Origin of the sequence: Streptomyces sp. NPDC058239 (assembly GCF_042882185.1) — a bacterium.
In the GTDB taxonomy this organism is placed as follows: Bacteria; Actinomycetota; Actinomycetes; order Streptomycetales; family Streptomycetaceae; genus Streptomyces.
On record NZ_JBHVWS010000049.1, the window covers coordinates 58412 to 72546 of the forward strand.

The window sequence follows — 14135 nt, forward strand, 5'->3', positions numbered from 1 at the left end:
CGGTCGTCAGTCGAGGCCTTCGATGATGCGGAAGTCGCGCTCGACGCCGTCAGCAAGTACGGCCAGCGCCTCCTGGTAGGCCGCACTCTCGCGTGCGGCGACCGCCTGTTCGAAGCTGTCGAACTCGATCAGGACGGTGCGCTCGGCGATTCCGGCGTCGTGTGCGACGACCCGGCTGCCGAGGGAGAGCAGCCGCCCGCCCGCGGCCTTGACGGCTGGACCGGCCAGCTTGTCGTAGGCAGCCACCTTCTCGGGGTCTGCGATGGTGTGGTAGACGCTGACCCAGTAGCCCTTGGCCACGGTACCTCCTGTGTTCAGAATTGATGATCAGAAGCATGCTCAGATCCATGGCCGGCGCGCTGTGGGTCAGCGAGCCGACGGAGACGGCGTCGAAGTCGGACGGCTTCGATCAACCGGCTGGGGCTGCGATCGGATTGGTCTCGGGTGAGCGTCGGCGGGCGAGGACGAGCCAGAGCCGGTCGAGTCGATGACTGGCCTCGCCGGAAGGGCGGCGGCCCGGACTAGAACGAAGAGGAGCCGACAAGTAGGGAGGAGTCGCACCAGTACGACGTGATCGGCCATCAACCCTGAGCCCCTGCCACAGATGCCGCCAGAACTGGCCGGGCTCTCACCGGAGCAGTCGGACCTGCTGCGCACCGGCACCCTCGCCTTGAGCGCGCAGGCCTCATCGCATGACCGTGCGCACGATCGCTGCCTGGCCACCGACTCGGATCCGGTGTCCCGTGCGGTCGCGGTGCACGGTCGCTGTGATGGTCGACGGGCTGCCGAGGTGGTCACCCATGTCGACAGCGAGGCGGTGTGCGCCGAACCCGGCAGCATGCGCTGCCAGGCAGGCCGTGCCGTTGGCGTTGGCGATGTCCTCGGGGACGCCGATCGACGGGGCGAACATCCGGGCTGCTGCTCGGCCGTGTCGGTCCGGGGGCGAGTAGGCGTAGCAGCCCAGCAGACCGTAGCGGTCACAGGCTGCGCGCAACAGGGTTAAGTCCGGCGTGAGTTCGGCCAGTGCGGCGCGGGATCGGATGGGCAGCAGAAGCCTTGGCCGCCCGTTCGACGCCACGCAGGCGTCGCCGGCGACCGCGTCCTCCGTCAGTCCGAGGCCGCCTGCGACTGCCCTCAGTTCGGTTCCACCGGCGCTACGCAGGCTGACCGGGCCCGGGTCGAACGACGCCGTCAGGCCGTCACCGTTTCGGCTTGCCCGACCGTCGAAGTTACGGTGGGCCGTACGCAGGACGGCGCGGTAGTCGTGGTCGCCGCCTTCGCGTTCGGCGAGCACGGCGAGGGCGGCGACGGTGCCGTGGCCGCAGGCGGGCAGTTCGTCCTGGGCGGTGAAGAACCGCAGTGTGTACGCGGGCTGACGACGCTCGATTCCGGTATCGCGGAGGAAGACGGCGTGCGATGTTCCCAACTCCGTGGGAATGCGGCATCGCGCCTCGTCGGTGAACGGCGCATCATCCAGAACGGCGGTCGGGCTGCCACCCGCGCCGTCTCGCTGACACGCGTCGACGACCGCTACCTCGGACATGGCACCGGGCCGGTGGTCAGCAGCATGGTCAGGTCCAGTGCGGGCGCGCTGTGCGTCAACGCCCCGACCGAGATGAGGTCGACGCCCGTCCCGGCGATGGCGAGAACTGTGTCCGGGCGGATGGTACCCGAGGCCTCCAGCAGGATCCGGGAAGCGTCGGCCCGCCCGGCCCGGACCTTCACGACCTGCTCGATGTCGGCCACCGGCATGTTGTCGAGCATGATCCAGCGGGCTCCGGCGTCGAGGGCCTCGACGGCCTGTGTGACGGTCTGCACCTCGACATCGCTCTCCACGGTCTGCCCGGTGCGCGCCATCCCGCGCCTGACCGCCTCGATCGCGGCGGTCACCCCGCCCGCCGCGGCGATGTGGTTCTCCTTGAGCAGGACCATCGCCGCGAGATCGCGGCGGTGGTTGTGGCCGCCGCCGGCGGTGACCGCGTACTTGTCCAGGGCGCGCAGGCCCGGCGCCGTCTTGCGCGTGTCCAGGATGCGCGCCCTGGTCCCTGCCACAGCTTGGATGTAGCGGTCGGTCAGCGTCGCGATGCCGCACATGCGCTGCAGGAAGTTCAGTGCCGTACGCTCCCCGGTGATCAGGCTGCGCGCCGAACCGGATAGGTGCACCAGGACCTGGCCGTCGGCCAGTCGGGCGCCGTCGGCGACGGCCGGCTCGACCTTGACCTCGGGGTCGACCTGCGCGAAGACCTCGGCGACCACGGGGAGGCCGGCGGCGATGCCGCTTTGCCGGGTGCGGATCTCGGCCGTGGCCGCCAGGTCCTCGGGAACGCTCCACACAGTGGTGATGTCCTTCCCTGACGCGTCCTCGACCAGGGCGGCAGCGGCGGCGGCCCGTGCTGCCGCCGAGGGAAACTCGGTCGTGGTCATCTGGTCTCCAGCTCTGAGTGGACGTTGGCTCGGTGGCGGCAACCGCTGACGAGGCAGCACTGAAGTTCCGCTGGGCCGGTTTACAGGACCTGGTGGATCCTGTACTCGATCTCCCGCGTACCGGTCACCCGTCCCCCCGCCACGAACAGGTTCCGGGTGAGCCGTCCGTGCGACTCGGCGCCGACGTCGAACTCGGGGCACCTTGCGCATGTACCGGTCCTCCCGGCCGGTCTCGCCTCCGTCGACTCGGGCTTTCAGGAACGCCTGTCACCCAGGTCGTCGGGGCAGGTGCCACAACAGCCTCCTCCGTTTCGATTTCCGAAGCGGTCGCCGATGCTAGCGTGTCGGAATTCGAAGCGTCAATCCTGGAGAGCTGGACATCCCGACATGGCAACACCCAGACCTGACAATCCTGTTCGCGGCTCGACCACCGGCCGCCCCCTCATGGCCGCACTCGATCTGTTCGGGCGGCGGTGGAGTCTGCGCATCCTGTGGGAGCTTCGCGCGGGTCCGCTTGGATTCCGCCCCTTGCAGAAGCGGTGCGACGACATGTCCTCCAGCGTGATGCGGCAGCGCCTGACCGAACTGCTGGATGCCCAGGTGATTCACCAACTACCGGACAGCCGCTACGAGCTCACCCCGCTGGGACAGGAGGCGCGCCACGCCCTGAACCCCCTCGCCCGCTGGGCGGAACGCTGGGCGGCCACGATCGACCCGCAAGGGGCGGACCACACCGACGACCAGTCCGCCAGCCGCATCTCACATCCGGACACCGTGGGCGACGGGACGCCGGAGAGGGACTCCGCGGACTGACGCCCCGACTCGGATCGGAGGCGGGGCGGGACCGCCGTGTCACGAGGTTGCCGTGGCTCGACCGAGCGCCGGGGAGAGGCGCGAAACCTCCGCCAATCCTTCTGCTTCGGATTTCGAAGCGGTAGTGTCCAGCCTGCCACAGCGCTTCGATATTCGAAGCGCACTTGGTCCGACTTCGATCAAGGGGGCGGCATGACTCAGCAGAACACCGACACGGAACGTTCCACCATCCTGTCCTGGAGGGAACCAGGGCCGCTCTTCGCCTTCAAAGGGGAACTGACGGACAAAGCCATCACCGCTGGGGCACACCACCAGGAGGAACCAGTGTCATACCCGCAACCGCTCACCCCCGAGGAGAAACTCGCCGACGCGAAGAAGCAGCTGAGCCTCCCGCGTATCGTCGTGATCTGCGGCTCCACCCGTTTCATGACCGAGATGACCGAGGCCGATCTGCGGGAGACCAAAGCCGGAAAGATTGTCGTCAAGCCGGGTTGCGACATGAAGTCGCCGCACGAACTTTGGTCCGATCCTGTCGAGGCCGAGGCGCTGAAGGTTCGACTCGACGATCTGCACCGAGCGAAGATCCGGCTCGCTGATGAGGTGCTCGTAGTCGGCGACTACATCGGAGACAGCACCCGAGCCGAAATCGCCTACGCCCGGTCACTGGGCAAGCCCGTGCGGTTCACACACCCCGAAGTCGACCCCGACGCCTGACCGCCCACCCCCACCCTCCGCAGGCACCCCTTGGAATGATCATCTAGCCGTCGGCCGCCCGATGCGAAAGGCGGCCTCGTTCGCTTGTCTACCCAAGCGGGCGCACCGCTCCACGGGTCGCCTCGTCGACCTGAGATCGGAGTTTGCGGGGCGTCCTCTTCCAATTCGGCATTGCGCAAGGTCAGTGCCTGGATCTGGTTGGCGTAGGTGGCGACGGTGTCCTGGAGTTCGCGGAGCTCGGCGGCCTTCTCCTTGCGGAGGTCACGTTCAGCCTTACGCAGGCGCGTGATCTCGGCCTTCAGTTCGTCGACTTCCGGTCGCCTCGCCTCAGGGGCTGACAGGATTTCCTTGATCGCGGCAGCCACCGGGGAGCGGTAGTACGAGGCTCGGCCCACTCCCGCCTCTGCCGCGATGTTCACGACGGTCAGGCTGCCGTCGGTGATCTGCGGGCGCCCGTCCATGAGCTCTTCGAAGGCGCGCATGATGCGGCGATCTACGTCGGTCAGGTGGGCGTGTTCCCGGACGAGACGAGCGAAGGCTGTCTGCACGATGCGGGCCTCGGTCATGCCGGACCGTCCTTCGCGTCGTGAATCTCCGCGATCAGGCGGGTCAGGGTGGAGAGGTGCTCGGTAATGGCGATCTGCTGCAGCTGCGGCAGGCCGTCCAGGTCGGGAAAGTCCTCGCGCACTTGGTCACGGACTTGGAGCAACCGGGGCAGGTGAACGGCCGACCTACGAGAGTTGGGGCACTGAAGGCACATGCTGAGCATCGGCAGCGGCCGTCCTGAGGGCTTCGCCCGCTTGTTGCACACCGCTGTCTCAGCCTGATGGAAGCAGTCGTTGAGCATCCCTGGGTGCAGAGTGCGGGTCAGGTGTCTGAGCATGGCGCGCAGGCGCGTGGGGCTGGAGCCGATCAGCATTCGCTTGATCTGCGCCAGCGTGAAGTGCCGGTCCTCCCGCATCCCCATCGCGCGGATGGTCTGCCGCAGCAGCAGCCTGAGCATGTGGACAGCGAAGGTGTGTCTCAAGGTGTGCGGATGGACCTCGAAGTCGATGCCGAACCTCGCACATCTCTCGTTCGCTCGCCGGAACGCCGACTGCCAGGTGGAGCTCCGCAACGGCTGTCCATCCTCACCCAGCCACAGCCACAAAGGCCCCACAGGCCGCCCTTGGGAATCCACCGCCATCAGCCGGCGTCGCTGATCGGCGTCGATCGCGGAATAGGTCCAGGAGCGCCGGGCACCGTCGACGGCCAGGGCCTGCCGACTGGCACGACGCACCGCCAAGCGGTCTCCGCAGATGTCGTAGGCGCCAGCCACCCGGCAACGCTGGACGAGTTCGTCCCGCTCGATACCCAGGTAGTGGTGCAGCTCCCGCAGCACCTGCCGACGCATGAACACCGTCCGGGGACGGTGCCGCTTGACGACTGCCGCCGACAGATGCACGTCACCGCGCTCCGGAGCGAGAGGCGGCAGCTCGGGAACGAGAAGGCTAGCCGCCTCGCCCAGCCGCATCCCGGTGCACACCACCAGGTCCGCGAACAAGGCGTTGCGCTGGCCGTTTCGGCCTCGCCAGCCAGGATCACGCCCGCCGTCCGGCAGACGCCCCAGCAGCCCCACGTCCCGCCACAACAGATAGTCCTCATAGGGCAGGAACGTGATGGGCGCGCGGTGCCAGTCGACCTCGGCCTCCGCCATCACCCGGACCTGCTTGACGCCCTGGGAGGTCATCACCGTCTTGTCGACGTACCGGAACGGCTCCTTCGTCAGCAGTCGCTCGTACAACGACCACCGCACCCACTTGTCGAGTGCGGCCATCGCCCGCCTCCACGTGCTCTCCTTGATCCGGTTATCCGGGTTCGCCGCGAACAACCGGGCCTGCTTGTAGGCCCGCAGATCCTCCCCGTCCATCTGCCAGATGCTCTTCCCGCCGCGCGCTTCATGCAGGAACCTGCAGATCAGGGCAATGTCCGAGCAGTAGGCATCGATTCCGTTCTCCGACTTGACACCCCACTCGGGCAACTCCCGGAAGAACCGGTTCAAGTGCAGGGCGTACGCTCCGTCGGGCACCAGGACGAACGGAACACACTCGGTGGCACCTGCCCTGTCGAGCACACCGATGGCGTCCACGAGCGAATCCGATACGGCGCGCGACCTCCTCATCCGCGCCAGGACCCACAGCACTCAAGCCGCCGATCCTGCGTCGTCTGCCCGACGGCACGTTCCTCTCCCGCGTCGGAGAGGTCACCGTCCGCGTCATCGAGGCCGCCGTCACCGTCACCCCTGCTGACAGCGCCGACGAGCGCGCTGTCACCCACGGCACCTACCGGCTCGTCACCAGCCTGCTCAACCCCGACGAGGCATCCGCAACCGCTCTGATCAGGCTTTACCACGAGCGCTGGGAAGTCGAGACCCGCTACTGCGAGCTGAAATCGACCGTCCTCGGCGGCAGAGTCCTCCGCGGCCGCCACCCAGCAGCCGTCACCCAGGAGACCTGGGCACTTCTGGTCCCCTACCAGGCGCTACGCACCGCGATGAGTGACGCTGTCCTGCACCGACCCGACATCGACCCCGACCGCGCCGCATTCACCATCGCGCTGAACACGGCTCGCGACCAGATCGTCCGCGCCGCTGGCATCATCCCCCTCCCCCACACCCGAGTCGACCTCGTCGGCCGGATCGGCGCCGCCATACTCGACGACCTACTCCCCGCCCGCCGGAACCGGACCCGACCCCGTGTGAAGAAGCGAGCGATCAACTCCAAGTACCGCGCCGTCGGCCGCGACATCGACCACCGAACCCACAGGACCACCGTCCACATCGCGATCAACGCTTTGACAAGCACACCAGACGGCTGACCGAGGCATATGGCCCTGGCATCTGCGCAGACCGAGAAGTTACGCCCCGGCGGGACCTCCTCCTCACACGCGCCGACCTTCCAGGTGTCCGAGCTTTCCCACTTCACGCTGACGCGTAGCGAAGGACGAAGACGGCCATGGCCTGGTCGCCGACGCAAACAACTTGGCGCGGGTGGTGTTGTGCCGACGTTTCCACCGTTTGAGCCGCCGACCGCGGAACGGGACGCGGACAAGGCGGTCGGCGCCGTGATACGCCTTGTCCGCGTAAGCCCCCCGGCGTCGGCCAGGGCTTCCGGCAGCCTCCCGTCCTGGAGCACGAACGCCGGCGCGAGCGCGGCCGGTTGACGAGCGAGGTGCCGCAGGTGGGCGCGGGAACGATCGATCGCCGATGGGGTGGACCAGCACGAAGCTCCCGGGGAGCACGGTGGATCTTGGTCGTGACACCGTCCATCAGGAGCTTCGGCGATCCGCACACCAGCCTCCCGACCGGCCAGCCCCGTCAGTAGGGCAGAAAGGGGATCAGCGATCCGGCATTACGATGCACACAACGCCGACACCCGGTAGCTGATCACCACGGAACTGTCCCCGCCGTCAGCTCTTGAGGCTTCCGGCGGACAGTCCCGAACGCCAGAACCTCTGCAGGGCGAGAAAGGCGATGCAGAGAGGAACCACCGACACCAGGGAGCCGGTGACGACGATGTCGTACCAGGGCTGGTCCCGAAGCTGGCTGTTCCAGAAGTAGAGCCCCAGGGTGAGCGGCCAGCGTGAGTCGTCGGCGAGCATCATCAGTGGCAGGAAGAAGTTGTTCCAGATCCCCACGAACTGGAAGAGGCAGATGGTGACCAGCGCGGGCGACATCAGCCGCAGAGCGATGGTGAAGAAGATCCGGAGTTCTCCCGCGCCGTCGACCCGGGCGGCGTCGGTGAGTTCGTCGGGTACGGAGGCTTCGGCGTAGACGCGGGCGAGGTAGACCCCGAAGGGGGTGACGGCGCTCGGGATCAGCACCGACCAGTACGTGTTGACGAGGCCGGTCGACGAGGCGAGCAGATACAGCGGGAGGGCGAGCAGCGGCGGGGGGATCAGCACCGCTCCGAGGATCACGGCGAAGACACCCTCCCGGCCTTTGAAGGGATATTTGGCCAAGGCGTATCCGGCCATCGCGGCAAACAGGGTGGCCACCAGGGCCCCGACTCCGCAGTACAGAAGGCTGTTGAGGAGCCAGCGGCTGAAGATGCCGTCGCTGTGCCGGAAGACCTTCGTGAGGTTGTCGGCGAGGTGGAAGTGCGAGCCGAACCAGAAGCCGTTGCTGCCGAACAGGTCGCCGTTGGATTTCGTCGCCGAGACGATCAGCCACCAGATCGGCAGCAGGAAGTAGCCCGCGATCGCGAACAGCAGCACGGTGGTACTCAGTTGGGCGGCCGATGTGCCGCGACGGCGGCCGGACAGCGCCTCCCGCCCGGGGTCGGACCTGCGGTGTCGGGCTGTGGGCTGCATGCTCATCGCGATCCTCGTGTGCTCAGGCGCAGGAAGCCGTAGGACAGGGCGAACGTGGCAAGGGCCAGGACCACCGCGACAGCCGCGGCGAAGTTGTAGTCGTTGAGGCCGAAGGCGGCCTGGTAGGAGAGCATCACCGGGGTGTAGTTGCTGCTGACCGCGGAGGTCATGGGGCGCAGCACCATCGGTTCGCCGAACAGCTGCAGCGTGCCGATGATGGAGAAGACGCCGGTCAGGGTGAGGGCCGGGCGCACCAGCGGCACCTTGATGTGCCAGGCGATCCGGAATCCGGAGCATCCGTCCAGCTCGGCGGCCTCGTACAGCTCCTTGGGGACGGACTGCAGCGAGGTGTAGATGATCAGCATGTTGTAGCCGGTCCAGGACCAGGTGACGATGTTGCCGATCGAGAAGAGGATCATGTCGCGGGAGAGGAAGTCGACATCGAGTCCGATGCTCCTGCCGACGTCGTTCAACGGGCTGATGCCGGGCATGTAGAGGAAGGCCCACAGCACCGCCGCGATCACACCGGGGATCGCGAACGGCAGGAAGTACGCCACGCGGAAGAAGCGCTTGAGCCGCGCCGCTTGGGAGTCGAGGAGCAGGGCGAGCAGCAGGGCGAGACCCAGCATCACCGGCACCTGGATCAGGCCGAAGACCAGAACCCTGCCCACGCCCTTGAGGAACGTGCTGTCGGTGAGCACCCGCGTGTAGTTGTCCAGGCCGGCGAAGACGGTGCGCGGCGCCCCGAAGCCGAGCCCTGAGCGCTCCACCCGGAACAGGCTCTGATGGACGGCGTACCCGATCGGGATGACGAACACGGCCAGGAACAGGAGGCCGAACGGGGCGAGCAGCACGGCGGCGGAGCGGTTGCGTCGGGCGGCGAGCTTGCTGCCGGAGCGGCCGCGTGACGGCCGCCGCTCCCGGCCCGGGTCATCGGCGAGCCGGTCTCGGCCGTGATCGCCCGACAACGCCGGCCGGTCCGCGACCGGCACCGTCGGGGAATCCACATCGCGGGTCATCTGACCTTCACACCCTTCGACTTGATCGCCGCGAGCGTCTCCTTCTGTACATTGTTGAACGCGTCGAACAGCGTGCCGGAGCCGGCGTAGGCCTTGGCGGTTGCCTCGTCCAGATCGACACCGAACTGCGACTGCGCTGGACCCCACTGCCAGTTCGTGTCCGTGTGCTGGGCGGCTTCGCCGAACACCTTGTAGATGTTCTGGCCGCCGTAGTAGTCCACGCCCTTGTTCACTTCGGACAGCTTGAGTCCGGCGGTGGCGGCCGGGTAGATGCCGGTCTTCGTGATCAGGTTCTTGAGGCTGTCGGGGTTGGTGCTCATCCAGGTGGCGAACTCGACTGCTTCGTCCTTGTGCTGACAGCCCTTGAGCACGGCCGTGCTGCCGCCGCCGTCGTTGCCGAACTTCTTCTCCCCGGCAGTCCACTGCGGCATCGGGGCGACGGCGAACTTCCCCTTGGCCTTGGGGGCGTTCTGGGCGATCAGCGGGTTCAGCCAGACCGCGCCGATCGCCGTGGCCACCTTGCCGGACTGCAGGCCGCTCCACCACTCGGGGCTGTAGCCCTGTTCCGTGGCCACCAGCTTCTTGTCCACCAACTTCTGCCAGTAGTCGGCGAGTTGCCGGGACTGGTCGTCGTTGACGCCGACGTGCCACGCGTCACCCCCGGTGCCGAACCACTTGGCGCCCTTCTGCCAGGCCAGGCCGGACAGGGTGATCGCCCGCAGGTTCACGATGTGGGCCTCGGGGTCGGCCTTGTGCAGCTTCTCGGCCGCCTTGGCGTACTCGTCCCAGGTCGTCGGCACCGCGATGCCGTACTTCTTGAAGACGTCCTTGCGGTAGTACATGGCCATCGGGCCCGTGTCGACCGGGATGCCGTACGTCTTGCCCGCGACGGTGACCTGGTTCCACGTCCACGGAACGAACTTGTCCTTCGCGGCACCGGCCTCCTGGGAGATGTCCTCCAGGGCGCCCTCGAGAAGGAACGTGGGTATGGACTCGAAGCCGATCTGTGCCAGGCAGGGGGCGTTGCCCGCCTTCACCGCCGAGAGCATCTTGTCGTAGCCGCCCTGACCACCGGACGGCAGCTTCTTGAAGGTGACCTTGATGTTCTTGTGGGTGGCGTTGAACAGCTCGGCCGACTTGTCGTAGCCGGGGGCCCAGCCCCAGAACTCCAGGTGGACGGTGCCGCCGGTGGCCTTGTCGTCGCCGCCCCCGCCGCACGCCGCCGCCGTCAGGACCAGGGCGGCCGCGGACAGACTTCCGAGTACAGCCCGTCGTCTGCGGCGCGCGACCAACTTAGCAAGCATTTATGTCCACCGTCCCGTTGCGAAGATCTAGTAATTACTCAGATTCTTGGGCAAGTTGAACTTGAGGGGACTGGCTCTGCCCTCGAAGGCCGGGGGCGGGGCTGAAGTCTCCAGAGGCGCCAAGCTCCGGTGCCTGTATCCACCGCGAGGCGAGGCTCAGTATTTGCGGGACGCCCCATGACGTCAAGACCATAGATCCGATACATTCCATCCATGGAGACCTGTAGCTCAGAAACATTGAGTGGACATGGAACCGGCCGCAAGCCTGCCCTTATCGCGCCGGCCGCGATCCCGCCGTCGGACATCAGGCAGGGACCGAACCGTACCGGCGGCTGGAGCGCCATGCGGAGGTCGAGCGGGCCGCCGGCAGGTGTGCCACCCGGACTTCGGCCTGGTCGCGGCAGCCCCGCATCGCGACCTCCCGGACCGGATCCGACAGGAGACCGCAGACTTCGGCACCGGCCGTCTCCCGATGGGCGACCGTCCCGACCAAGGCGCGATCGGCGCCTGCGCCACTTGGCCCCGGCGTCACGCCGAGTGCGGTGCGTCCGGCCCTCTACGGCATCGGTCCGACCTCCACGGTCGGCGCGACGCCCCCTTGCCCGCCACCGTCCGCGTCGACGACGTCGGGACGCTCACGCGGCTCGGCCCGGTCGCAGGAACGGCCCGAGCCGCACGATCGACAAGCCCTACCGAAAGACAGAAAGGCTGACACCGTCATGCCGGAAGTTCGCAGCTACGAAGCCGAACCGTGCTACAGCATCTCCGCAGAGGTGGGCGCCGGATACCGGGAGGCGGTCGCCGGACTCGCTCCGGGTCTCGTCCTCGCCGTCGACGGCCCGGTGGCCGTGGACTGGGAGGCGGTTGCCGCCGGGATCTGTGCGGCGCTGGCCGCTCGCGCCGTCGCGACCAAACAGACCGACCTGCGCGAGCACTTCGCGCCCTGGCCGGACGTCCTCGCCCTGACCGCGTCCGCGGTACTGGAGGACGACCCGGACTTCGCCCCGCTGTCCCGGGCCGGGCTCGCCGACTTCTTCACCGGGCTGCCGGAGCCCGAGGCCGCCGACGACACCGTCACGGTCGTCTTCGGACCGGGCGCGGCCCTGGTGCCGCACGACCGGCTCTGGTACGCGGACCTGCCCAAACGGTACGCCGAGGCCCAGATCGCCGGCGGGACCGGCCGCAACCTGGGGCAGCCTCCCGGTACCGGGGCGGGCACGACCCGTCGGCTCTTCTACATCGACTGGCCCGTCCTTGACCAGCACCGCGACACCCTCGTCTCCGGCGTCGACCTGTGGCTCGACACCCAGGACGCGCAGGCTCCGTCCTGGCTGGAGGGGGCCGCCCTGCGCGCTGCCCTCGCAGACCTGGCCGGGCGGCCCTTCCGTACCCGCCCCACCTTCAACACCACGTCCTGGGGCGGACATTGGGCCCAGGAGCAGCTCGGCTTCAACCAGGACGCGGCCAACACCGCGCTGGGCTACGAGCTCATCGCTCCCGAGAGCGGGATCCTGGTGGGCACGCCGGACGGTCCGCGGGTCGAGGTGCCCCTGCAGGCACTGGTCGCCTCGCACCCCGAGGAGATCCTCGGCGACGACGTGCACGCGAGGTTCGGCACCTCGTTCCCGATCCGCTTCGACTATCTCGACACCGTCGGCGGCGGCAACCTCTCCGTCCACTGCCACCCGCAGTCGGACTACATGCGCCGCGTCTTCGGATGGCCGTACACCCAGCACGAGACCTACTACATGATGGTCGGCGGGCCCGGCCGGCAGGTCTTCCTGGGGCTGCACCAGGACGCCGACCTCGCGGCCTTCCGAAACGAGGCGGACCGGGCGTACCACGACGGCGTGCCGTTCGACATCGAACAGTACGTCCAGACCTTCCCGGCCGATCCGCACCAGATCTTCCTCATCCCGGGCGGCACCCCGCACGGCAGCGGCGAGGGCAATGTCGTACTCGAGATCAGCGCGACGCCGTACCTGTACAGCCTTCGTCTCTACGACTGGCTGCGCAAGGACAGCGAAGGCAGGTCGCGGCCGGTCCACGTCGGCCACGCGTTCGAAAACCTGGACCCGGACCGGTCGGGGGAAGCCGTGGCCAGGGACCTGGTCCCCGCGCCGCGCACCCTGCGCTCGGGCGACGGCTGGCACGAGGACGTCATCGGCCGCCTCCCCGAGATGTTCTTCGAGGTCCGGCGGATCGCACTGGCGCCGGACACCGTCGCAGACGACGACACGGACCACCGCTTCCACATTCTCAACGTTGTGGAGGGCGACGGAATCCTCCTGGAGACCAGCGGCGGCCACCGCCATGTGCTGGCATACGCCGAGACACTGACCGTGCCCGCCGCGGTCGGCACCTACCGGGTGCGGGCCCTCGGCGGCGGACCGGTGCGCTATGTGAAGGCGCTGGTGCGGTGAGCCCCGCCGGCGAAGCCACCGTCTCGGTCCTCGAGGTCGGCGGCACCCATGTGACCGCGGCCGACGTCGACCTCGACGCCCGCGGCCTCCGGTCCGGCCGCTCGTTCCGTGAGGCGGTGGACAGTAGCGGCAGTGCCGAGGAGATCCTGTCGGCCCTCGTCCGCTGCGCCGGCCAGCTGTCCGGCCTCGGCGCGGGCCCATGGGCCGTGGCACTGCCCGGTCCGTTCGACTACGAGCGCGGGATCGGGCGGTTCGAAGGGGTCGGCAAGTTCGAGGCCCTGCGGGGGGTCGATCTGCGGGCCGCCCTGACGGCGTCACTGCCCGGCGCCACCGCGCTCAGCTTCTGCAACGACGCGGACGCGTTCGTACTCGGCGAGTGGTGGGCCGGGGCGGCGCGCGGGCACCGCACCGTCGCCGGCATCACGCTCGGGACCGGTGTGGGCTCCTGCTTCCTGCGCGACGGCCGGATACTGCGGCACGGCCCCGGGGTCCCTCCCGAAGGCTGGGTCCACACCCTGCGGTACGCGGGCGGTCCCCTGGAGGAGACGGTGTCCCGGCGTGCCCTGCGGCGGGCCTACGCACGGGCGACCGGCGCGGCGCCGCCCGACGTCCGGGAGATCGCCCGGCGGGCACGGCACGGGGACCGGGCCGCGGCGGAGGTGTTCACCGAGACGTTCCGTGCCCTGGGAAGGGTGCTCGGGCCGCTGCTCGCCGCCTTCGAACCGACGGTTCTGGTGGTCGGGGGCGCCATCGCGGGGGCCTGGGACCTCCTGGCCGAACCGCTGCGCTCAGGGCTCGCCGAGGCCGATCCGGTCCGCAACCGACGCGTCGTCATCACCCCGGCGCACCGGCCGGACGAGGCCCCGCTGCTCGGTGCGGCCTACCTGGCCGGGGCGTGCGGTCGGCCGGGCGACCGTACCGCGCCGCTCGGAGACTCCCGCTGACACCGGCCCGGCACGTGCGGGACACCCGGAGGAAGCCGGATGAAGGACGAGAAGAACGGTCTCACCTCGGTGCCATCCTCACTTCCTCACCGGCGGCGCATCAGCTCGCCGCCGGCCTCGCCCCTCGTGCCGCTCGGGCCCGGC

At 68.5% G+C, this 14135-nt stretch carries 13 protein-coding genes and 1 pseudogene; 6 read left to right on the forward strand and 8 right to left on the reverse strand.

From position 1 onward, the window contains the following. Window positions 1-6: 6 nt before the first annotated feature. The 3 genes from ACFVYE_RS36460 to nadC form a co-directional block, all read right to left on the reverse strand. Window positions 7-300 carry a DUF1330 domain-containing protein gene (locus ACFVYE_RS36460; protein WP_389608314.1) on the reverse strand — a complete coding sequence of 98 codons (294 nt, stop codon included), beginning with the start codon at window positions 298-300 and terminating at the stop codon, window positions 7-9. 385 nt (window positions 301-685) lie between these two features. After that, entirely contained in the window at window positions 686-1543 is an 858-nt protein-coding gene (locus tag ACFVYE_RS36465) for a PhzF family phenazine biosynthesis protein (protein WP_389608315.1), read from the reverse strand. Then, entirely contained in the window at window positions 1531-2424 is an 894-nt protein-coding gene (nadC, locus tag ACFVYE_RS36470) for a carboxylating nicotinate-nucleotide diphosphorylase (protein WP_389608316.1), read from the reverse strand. The genes ACFVYE_RS36465 and nadC overlap by 13 nt, the downstream gene beginning before the upstream one ends. A 387-nt stretch (window positions 2425-2811) precedes the next feature. Here nadC and ACFVYE_RS36475 point away from each other — a divergent pair, with 387 nt between their 5' ends. Both ACFVYE_RS36475 and ACFVYE_RS36480 read left to right on the forward strand, forming a co-directional pair. Then, a complete protein-coding gene (locus tag ACFVYE_RS36475; protein WP_383976072.1) occupies window positions 2812-3237 on the forward strand; it encodes a winged helix-turn-helix transcriptional regulator in 426 nt (141 codons plus the stop codon). Window positions 3238-3561: 324 nt separating this feature from the next. Next, complete coding sequence (locus ACFVYE_RS36480) at window positions 3562-3951, forward strand: hypothetical protein (RefSeq protein ID WP_383976073.1); 390 nt, start codon at window positions 3562-3564, stop codon at window positions 3949-3951. Here ACFVYE_RS36480 and ACFVYE_RS36485 read toward each other — a convergent pair. Both ACFVYE_RS36485 and ACFVYE_RS36490 read right to left on the reverse strand, forming a co-directional pair. Beyond that, complete coding sequence (locus tag ACFVYE_RS36485) at window positions 3888-4517, reverse strand: hypothetical protein (RefSeq protein ID WP_383976075.1); 630 nt, start codon at window positions 4515-4517, stop codon at window positions 3888-3890. The two genes, ACFVYE_RS36480 and ACFVYE_RS36485, sit on opposite strands and share 64 nt — an antisense overlap. Further along, a complete protein-coding gene (locus ACFVYE_RS36490; protein ID WP_389608317.1) occupies window positions 4514-6079 on the reverse strand; it encodes a tyrosine-type recombinase/integrase in 1566 nt (521 codons plus the stop codon). The genes ACFVYE_RS36485 and ACFVYE_RS36490 overlap by 4 nt, the downstream gene beginning before the upstream one ends. Window positions 6080-6090: 11 nt before the next feature. Between ACFVYE_RS36490 and ACFVYE_RS36495 the strand changes: the two are divergent. Continuing rightward, a pseudogene (locus ACFVYE_RS36495) lies at window positions 6091-6396 on the forward strand (hypothetical protein); the annotation flags it as partial. Window positions 6397-6483: 87 nt separating this feature from the next. Further along, window positions 6484-6807: a hypothetical protein gene (locus ACFVYE_RS36500; RefSeq protein ID WP_389608318.1), complete on the forward strand. Its 324-nt coding sequence runs from the start codon at window positions 6484-6486 to the stop codon at window positions 6805-6807. A 591-nt stretch (window positions 6808-7398) separates the two neighbouring features. Here the strand turns inward: ACFVYE_RS36500 and ACFVYE_RS36505 are convergent. From ACFVYE_RS36505 to ACFVYE_RS36515, 3 genes are read right to left on the reverse strand one after another with little or no spacing between them, the layout of a single operon-like run. After that, on the reverse strand, window positions 7399-8307 hold the full coding sequence (locus ACFVYE_RS36505) for a carbohydrate ABC transporter permease (protein ID WP_383976081.1): 909 nt from the start codon (window positions 8305-8307) through the stop codon (window positions 7399-7401). Next, window positions 8304-9320, reverse strand: coding sequence for a carbohydrate ABC transporter permease (locus ACFVYE_RS36510; protein WP_389608319.1), 1017 nt, complete (start codon window positions 9318-9320; stop codon window positions 8304-8306). Before ACFVYE_RS36510 ends, ACFVYE_RS36505 begins: the two co-directional genes overlap by 4 nt. Then, the gene (locus ACFVYE_RS36515; protein WP_389608320.1) at window positions 9317-10624 is read right to left on the reverse strand and encodes an ABC transporter substrate-binding protein; all 1308 of its coding nucleotides are present in this window, start codon (window positions 10622-10624) and stop codon (window positions 9317-9319) included. Before ACFVYE_RS36515 ends, ACFVYE_RS36510 begins: the two co-directional genes overlap by 4 nt. 719 nt (window positions 10625-11343) lie before the next feature. On the opposite strand from ACFVYE_RS36515, the gene ACFVYE_RS36520 reads away from it, so the two are divergent. Together ACFVYE_RS36520 and ACFVYE_RS36525 are read left to right on the forward strand one after the other, a co-directional pair. Beyond that, window positions 11344-13047 (forward strand): class I mannose-6-phosphate isomerase, encoded by a 1704-nt coding sequence (locus ACFVYE_RS36520; RefSeq protein WP_389608321.1) that lies wholly within the window; start codon window positions 11344-11346, stop codon window positions 13045-13047. Further along, on the forward strand, window positions 13044-13991 hold the full coding sequence (locus ACFVYE_RS36525) for an ROK family protein (protein ID WP_383976088.1): 948 nt from the start codon (window positions 13044-13046) through the stop codon (window positions 13989-13991). Before ACFVYE_RS36520 ends, ACFVYE_RS36525 begins: the two co-directional genes overlap by 4 nt. Window positions 13992-14135 lie beyond the last annotated feature (144 nt).

Coding starts and splice junctions, on each gene's coding strand:
- ACFVYE_RS36520 (WP_389608321.1), top strand. CDS start 11,344: ATGCCGGAAGTTCGCAGCTACGAAGCCGAACCGTGCTACAGCATCTCC.
- ACFVYE_RS36515 (WP_389608320.1), bottom strand. CDS start 10,624: ATGCTTGCTAAGTTGGTCGCGCGCCGCAGACGACGGGCTGTACTCGGA.
- ACFVYE_RS36475 (WP_383976072.1), top strand. CDS start 2,812: ATGGCAACACCCAGACCTGACAATCCTGTTCGCGGCTCGACCACCGGC.
- ACFVYE_RS36510 (WP_389608319.1), bottom strand. CDS start 9,320: ATGACCCGCGATGTGGATTCCCCGACGGTGCCGGTCGCGGACCGGCCG.
- ACFVYE_RS36500 (WP_389608318.1), top strand. CDS start 6,484: ATGAGTGACGCTGTCCTGCACCGACCCGACATCGACCCCGACCGCGCC.
- ACFVYE_RS36505 (WP_383976081.1), bottom strand. CDS start 8,307: ATGAGCATGCAGCCCACAGCCCGACACCGCAGGTCCGACCCCGGGCGG.
- ACFVYE_RS36485 (WP_383976075.1), bottom strand. CDS start 4,517: ATGACCGAGGCCCGCATCGTGCAGACAGCCTTCGCTCGTCTCGTCCGG.
- ACFVYE_RS36465 (WP_389608315.1), bottom strand. CDS start 1,543: ATGTCCGAGGTAGCGGTCGTCGACGCGTGTCAGCGAGACGGCGCGGGT.
- nadC (WP_389608316.1), bottom strand. CDS start 2,424: ATGACCACGACCGAGTTTCCCTCGGCGGCAGCACGGGCCGCCGCCGCT.